5 protein-coding genes are annotated in these 5,430 nt (G+C 74.3%); 3 read left to right on the top strand and 2 right to left on the bottom strand.

Annotated elements, in window-relative coordinates:
* Nucleotides 1-60: 60 nt before the first annotated feature.
* Nucleotides 61-1,089: a C40 family peptidase gene (locus tag CCN35_RS26255; RefSeq protein WP_067394678.1), complete on the top strand. Its 1,029-nt coding sequence runs from the start codon at nucleotides 61-63 to the stop codon at nucleotides 1,087-1,089.
* 63 nt (nucleotides 1,090-1,152) lie between these two features.
* On the opposite strand, the gene CCN35_RS26250 is transcribed toward CCN35_RS26255, so the two are convergent.
* Together CCN35_RS26250 and CCN35_RS26245 are read right to left on the bottom strand one after the other, a co-directional pair.
* Complete coding sequence (locus CCN35_RS26250) at nucleotides 1,153-1,872, bottom strand: LuxR C-terminal-related transcriptional regulator (protein ID WP_067394616.1); 720 nt, start codon at nucleotides 1,870-1,872, stop codon at nucleotides 1,153-1,155.
* Nucleotides 1,872-3,161 carry an ATP-binding protein gene (locus CCN35_RS26245; protein ID WP_067394681.1) on the bottom strand — a complete coding sequence of 430 codons (1,290 nt, stop codon included), beginning with the start codon at nucleotides 3,159-3,161 and terminating at the stop codon, nucleotides 1,872-1,874. Before CCN35_RS26245 ends, CCN35_RS26250 begins: the two co-directional genes overlap by 1 nt.
* Before the next feature lie 327 nt (nucleotides 3,162-3,488).
* Between CCN35_RS26245 and CCN35_RS26240 the strand changes: the two genes are divergently transcribed.
* Together CCN35_RS26240 and CCN35_RS26235 are read left to right on the top strand one after the other, a co-directional pair.
* The gene (locus CCN35_RS26240) at nucleotides 3,489-5,069 is read left to right on the top strand and encodes a PspC domain-containing protein (protein ID WP_067394619.1); all 1,581 of its coding nucleotides are present in this window, start codon (nucleotides 3,489-3,491) and stop codon (nucleotides 5,067-5,069) included.
* On the top strand, nucleotides 5,056-5,304 hold the full coding sequence (locus tag CCN35_RS26235) for a hypothetical protein (protein ID WP_086794574.1): 249 nt from the start codon (nucleotides 5,056-5,058) through the stop codon (nucleotides 5,302-5,304). Before CCN35_RS26240 ends, CCN35_RS26235 begins: the two co-directional genes overlap by 14 nt.
* Nucleotides 5,305-5,430: the final 126 nt, after the last annotated feature.

Here is a 5,430-nt window from a genome sequence, read left to right as displayed (position 1 = left end):
AGCGTCACGTCCCTTCGTCCGGCCCCCGCGGGGGCCGGACGAAGGGACGTGACGCTCCAGGTGGCAGCTCACCGCAGGCCCGGTCGGCGTTTGCTCGGCGGCAGCACGGTCCGGACGGCCGCCACGATCGCTCTCGCGGGCGCCGCGACGGCAGCCGGCCTCGACGGCACCGGGCAGGCCGCGCCGCGGCTCACCCCGGAGCAGGTCAAGGCCAGGGTGGACAAGCTGTACCAGGAGGCGGAGACCGCCACCGAGAAGTACAACGCCGCCCGGGAGAAGGCGGACGCGGCCGAGAAACGGCTGAGGGACCTGGGCGACGAGGCCGCCCGCCGGCAGCAGAGGCTCAACTCCGCACGCGATGCGCTGGGGTCGATCGCCGCCGCGCAGTACCGGGACGGCGGGATCGCCCCCGTGGCGCGGCTGATGCTGTCCGACGCCCCGCAGCAGTACCTGGACAAAGCCGTGTTCGCCGAGCGGGAGCGCGCCCGGCAGGCCGCCGCCGTGGCCGAGGTCCGCAGACAGCTGAGGGAGATCCGCCAGTTGCGCGGGGACGCGCGCATGGAGCTGGCCTCGCTCAGGTCGCAGCAGGAGGAGCTGCGCCGGCAGAAGAAGACGATCACCGCCAAGCTGAGGGAGGCCCGGCGGCTGCTGTCCCAGCTGCCCCCGGAGCAGCGCGCGGCGGCCGGCGGGGAGGGAGGCACCGTACGGCAGCACGCCGCCCCCGCCGCCGAGGCCCCCAACTCCCGGGCGGCGGCGGCCGTCGCCTACGCCTACAGCAAGCTCGGCAGCCCCTATGTGTGGGGCGCGTCCGGGCCCCACGCCTTCGACTGCTCGGGGCTGACCCAGGCGGCCTACCGCGCCGCCGGCATCGCGCTCCCCCGCACCACCTACGCCCAGATCAACGCGGGCCGCCGTGTCTCACGCTCCGAACTGCGCCCCGGGGACCTGGTGTTCTTCTACTCCGGCATCAGCCACGTCGGCCTCTATGTGGGCAACGGCCGGATGATCCACGCCCCGAACCCCTCGGCCCCGGTCCGCCTGGCCCCCATCGACCAGATGCCGTTCGCCGGGGCGACCCGGGTGGTGTGACGCACCGGGCGGCCGGACGGTGCGGGCAGCAGGCGGGCGGGGACGCCTTGTCCATCCCGGCGCTCACACCAGCCGGCGTGCCGTCGCCCAGCGGGTCAGCTCGTGGCGGTTGGACAGCTGGAGCTTCCTCAGGACCGCCGAGACATGGGACTCCACCGTCTTCACCGAGATGAAGAGCTGCTTGGCGATCTCCTTGTAGGCGTAGCCGCGGGCGATGAGCCGCAGGACTTCGCGTTCCCGCTGGGTGAGACGGTCGAGGTCCTCGTCGACCGGCGGGGCGTCGGTCGAGGCGAAGGCGTCGAGGACGAAGCCGGCCAGCCGCGGGGAGAAGACGGCGTCGCCCTCCTGGACCCGGAAGATCGAGTCGACGAGGTCCGCGCCCGTGATCGTCTTGGTCACATAGCCGCGCGCTCCGCCGCGGATCACGCCGATCACGTCCTCCGCCGCGTCCGACACGGACAGCGCGAGGAAGCGGACGGGCCGCTCGGGGTCGGCCATCAGCGCCGCGCAGCGCCGCAGCACCTCCACTCCGCCGCCGCCGGGCAGGTGGACGTCGAGCAGGACCACCTCGGGGCGGGTCGCGGTGATGACCGCAACCGCCTGGTCGACGTCCGCGGCCTCCCCGACGACCTCCACACCGGTCTGCTCGGTCTGGCCGATCTCGGCCTGCACCCCGGTGCGGAACATGCGGTGGTCGTCGACGAGGACCACGCGCACATGCCGGCCGTCCGCCCCCGTCGTCTCCGCTCCGGCCGTGCCGTTCGTCTCGGTCGGGTCGCTCATCAGGTGTTCTCCGCCCTCTCCATCTCCAGCTCGACCTCCGTGCCGCCGCCCGGCACGTTCCGCAGCCGGGCCGTTCCCCCGTTGCGCTCCATACGGCCGATGATCGATTCTCTGACGCCCATCCGGTCCGCGGGTATGGCGTCGAGGTCGAAGCCGGGGCCGCGGTCCCGGACGGACACGAAGACCGTCCGGCCCTCCACCTCGGCGTAGACCTGGACGGCTCCGCCCTCGCCACCGTACTTGGCGGCGTTCACCATGGCCTCCCTCGCGGCCTGCATCTGGGCACCGATCCGTTCGTCGAGCGGGCAGTCGCCGACCACGACCACCTCCATGGGAACGCCGTGCTTGTCCTCGACCTCGGCGGCGTTGCGCTTGACCGCCTCGGCGAGGGTGGTCGGCTCGTCGTCCTCGTCCTTGCCGTTGCCCTCCGGCTTGTAGAGCCAGGCACGCAGGTCCCGCTCCTGGGCCCGGGCGAGACGGCGGACCTCGGCCGGGTTGTCCGCGTTGCGCTGGATCAGGGTGAGGGTGTGCAGCACCGAGTCGTGGACATGGGCGGCGACCTCGGCGCGCTCCTGGGCGCGGATGCGCATCAGCCGCTCCTCCGAGAGGTCCTGGGTCATGCGCACGAGGTACGGCCCGGCGAGCAGGGTGATGCCGACGAGGACCGCGAGGGCCGCCTGGAGGACCGAGCCGAGATGGGCGGTGGACCCCTGGAGCACGAAGATGGCGGAGACACCGGCCGTGACCAGCAGGACCCCCGCACCGGCGCGCAGCAGCGTGAGCGTGCGGCGACGGCGGGTCACCTCCATCCAGCGGGCCCGGCGGGCGTTGTCCGCCTGGCGCCAGACCAGGGCGACACCCGCGGCGACGAGCACGGTGGGCAGGAGGTACGCCTTGGCGCCGTCGCCCGGGTCGACGCTGCTGACGAAGGTCATCGCGAGGACGACCATGAGGAGCAGGGCGACGATCTGGCCCCGGTCCGGCTTGCGGGCCACGATTCTGCGGCGGCCGTCCGGCGAGATCTCGGTGGTGACGAAGGACGACGGCTTCTGGTCGCCGACGCCGCCCACGCCCAGGGGCACGAAGAACCAGAAGGCCGCATAGAGCAGGGCGCCGAGCCCGTCGGCCATGAACAGGCCGACGAAGACGAGCCGCACCCAGGCCACGGGCAGCCCGAGGTGCCCGGCGAGCCCCCGCGCCACTCCGCCCAGCCAGCGTCCGTCGCTGCTGCGGTAGAGCTTGCGCGGCGGCCTCGGGTCGTCGAGGGGCATTGCTGCGGCTTCCGGCATGTCACCGATGGTCACACGGCCGGCGGGACCGGGGCATCAGGGTCCGCCCCCGAGACGCCCCTGATCTTCCGATCTTCGCCTCCTCGTCGCGTCGTTCCCTCGACGCCTCGACGCCTCGGTCCCCGTTTCCCCGACGACGCCCCGCGGCGCCCTGCGAGGGTGTCCCGCGGCCCCGCGGCCCGGCGGGCCGGCGGGCCGGGGCAGGTCGGCGGACCGGTGGAACCGGGCCGGTGGAACGCTTCCCCGGCCGCGGCTCAGGGGCGAATCAGGGTTCGGCCAGGGTCCTCCCGGCTGCCGTGACGACGGCACGCCCGTCACCATGGACGCATGACGGATCACCAGCATGCCGCGCCGGACCCGGACCCCGGCCCCGGCTCCCGCCCGGCCCCCGGCACCGGGCCGGACGGCGCCGTGCCCGGCGCGGGTGCGGGTGAGGAGCCGCGTGCGCACGAGCAGGCGAGCGCACCGCAGCCGGACGGACGACCGGGCACGGCCGGCGAGGCCCGCCCGACCGGGGAGGAAGACGTGACGGGCACCACGGGGGCGGCGGAGCAGCCGGACGCACCCACCGGGCCGCGGCCGGCCCCGGACACCCGGACCGGGACGGACCAGGAGGCCCGGACCGGGACGGGCCCCGAGGGGATCACGAAGTTCCGGCGGGCGCGACAGCACCGGATGATCGCGGGGGTGTGCGCCGGACTGGGCCGGCAGTGCGACATGGACCCGGTGATCTTCCGGATCACCCTGTCCGTGCTCGCCGCCACCGGCGGGATCGGCCTCATCTTCTACGGCCTCGCCTGGCTCTTCGTGCCGTACGAGGACGAGGACGAGAACGAGGTGCGCAGGCTCCTCACCGGCCGGGTGGACGGCCAGACGCTGGCGGCCGTGATGTTCGCCCTGGTCGGCTGCGGTGTGTTCCTGTCGATGCTGGGCAACGCCAATGTGCTGACCTTCGGCGTCGTCCTGTCCCTGCTCCTGGCCGGCGCCGGTTACTGGTCGCAGCACCGCGGCGCCCCCGACTCCGACCCGCTGGCCGCCCAGGCCGTCGCCGACGCCCCGCCGGAGGCACAGGCGCCGCCGGTGCCCGCCGCCTATCCCTCCTGGTGGCGCGACCCGATCGTCAAGGACGGCACCCATGTCGGCGGCACGGGCTATCTGTGGGGTCCCCCGGACGCGCAGGACCGGGACATCGCCGCGGCCGCCCCTGTCAGCCTGGGGCTGCGCCAGAGCACGGGCACGCGCCCGGCGCACCCCCAGCCGCTCCGCCCCCGCGGCCCGCGCCGGATCGGCGGCTGGATCTTCCTGCTGGCGCTGCTCGCCTGCGGTCTCGGCACCGGCCTGACCTGGCACGACCATGCGCTGGGCACCAGCTTGCAGACCGGACTGGCCTGCGCGCTCGCCGTGCTCGGCCTGGGCCTGGCGGTGAGCGCCTTCCTGGGGCGGACGGGCGCCGGTTCGGTGCTGCTGGCACTGGTCACGGCGGCTCTGCTCGCCGGCTCCTCGGCGCTTCCGGAGAACATCACCACGCGCTGGGGCCACCGGACGTGGCAGCCCGCCGCGACGGCGGAGGTCCGAAGGACGTACGACCTCGGCACCGGGGAGGGCACCCTCGACCTGACCCGGATACGCCCCGGCAAGGAGGAGACGGTGAGCACGGCGGTCCATCTGGGGGTCGGCCGGCTGCGGGTGATCGTGCCTCCGGACGTGACCGTGCGGGCGACCATCAACGTGGGGGTCGGCGACATCCGGCTGCCGGGAGAGCATCCGAAGGACGTGGACGTGGCTCCGGGCCGGCACCGGAAGGTGACGCTGCCCTCCGAGGACGGCGGCAAGGACGGCGCCGGAACACTGGAGATCGCGCTCCATGTCGGTCTGGGACAGGCGGAGGTGAGCCGTGCTGCGTCATGAGTTCCAGCCCGGGAGGCTGGTGGCCGGCCTCTTCTTCACCGGTGCGGGCGTGCTCTACGCCGGAGACGCGTACGGGGCCTGGAGGACCCCGTGGTTCGTGGTGTTCCCCCTGGTCCTGGCCGGTCTGTGCCTGGCCGGCGCGACGGGGGTCATGGCCAGGGCCGTACGCAGGCGCCGGGACCGCCGTAGGGCTGCCGCCCCCGAAGGGGCCGGAACGGCGGAAGGAGCCGGCTGAGCGGAAGAAGTCGGCTGAGCGGGAGCGGCCGGGCGGGAGCGGCCGGCCGAACCGCCCCGGCTCGTCCGCCCGGCTCCCGGTGCTCCTTCACCCGCCCGGTCACCGGCGCACCCGGCCCGCCCGCCC

Origin of the sequence: Streptomyces thermovulgaris (assembly GCF_002155915.1) — a bacterium.
GTDB classification, from domain to species: domain Bacteria; phylum Actinomycetota; class Actinomycetes; order Streptomycetales; family Streptomycetaceae; genus Streptomyces; species Streptomyces thermovulgaris.
The sequence above is the reverse complement of the archived record's forward strand: the minus strand, read 5'-3'. Positions and strand labels throughout refer to the sequence as shown.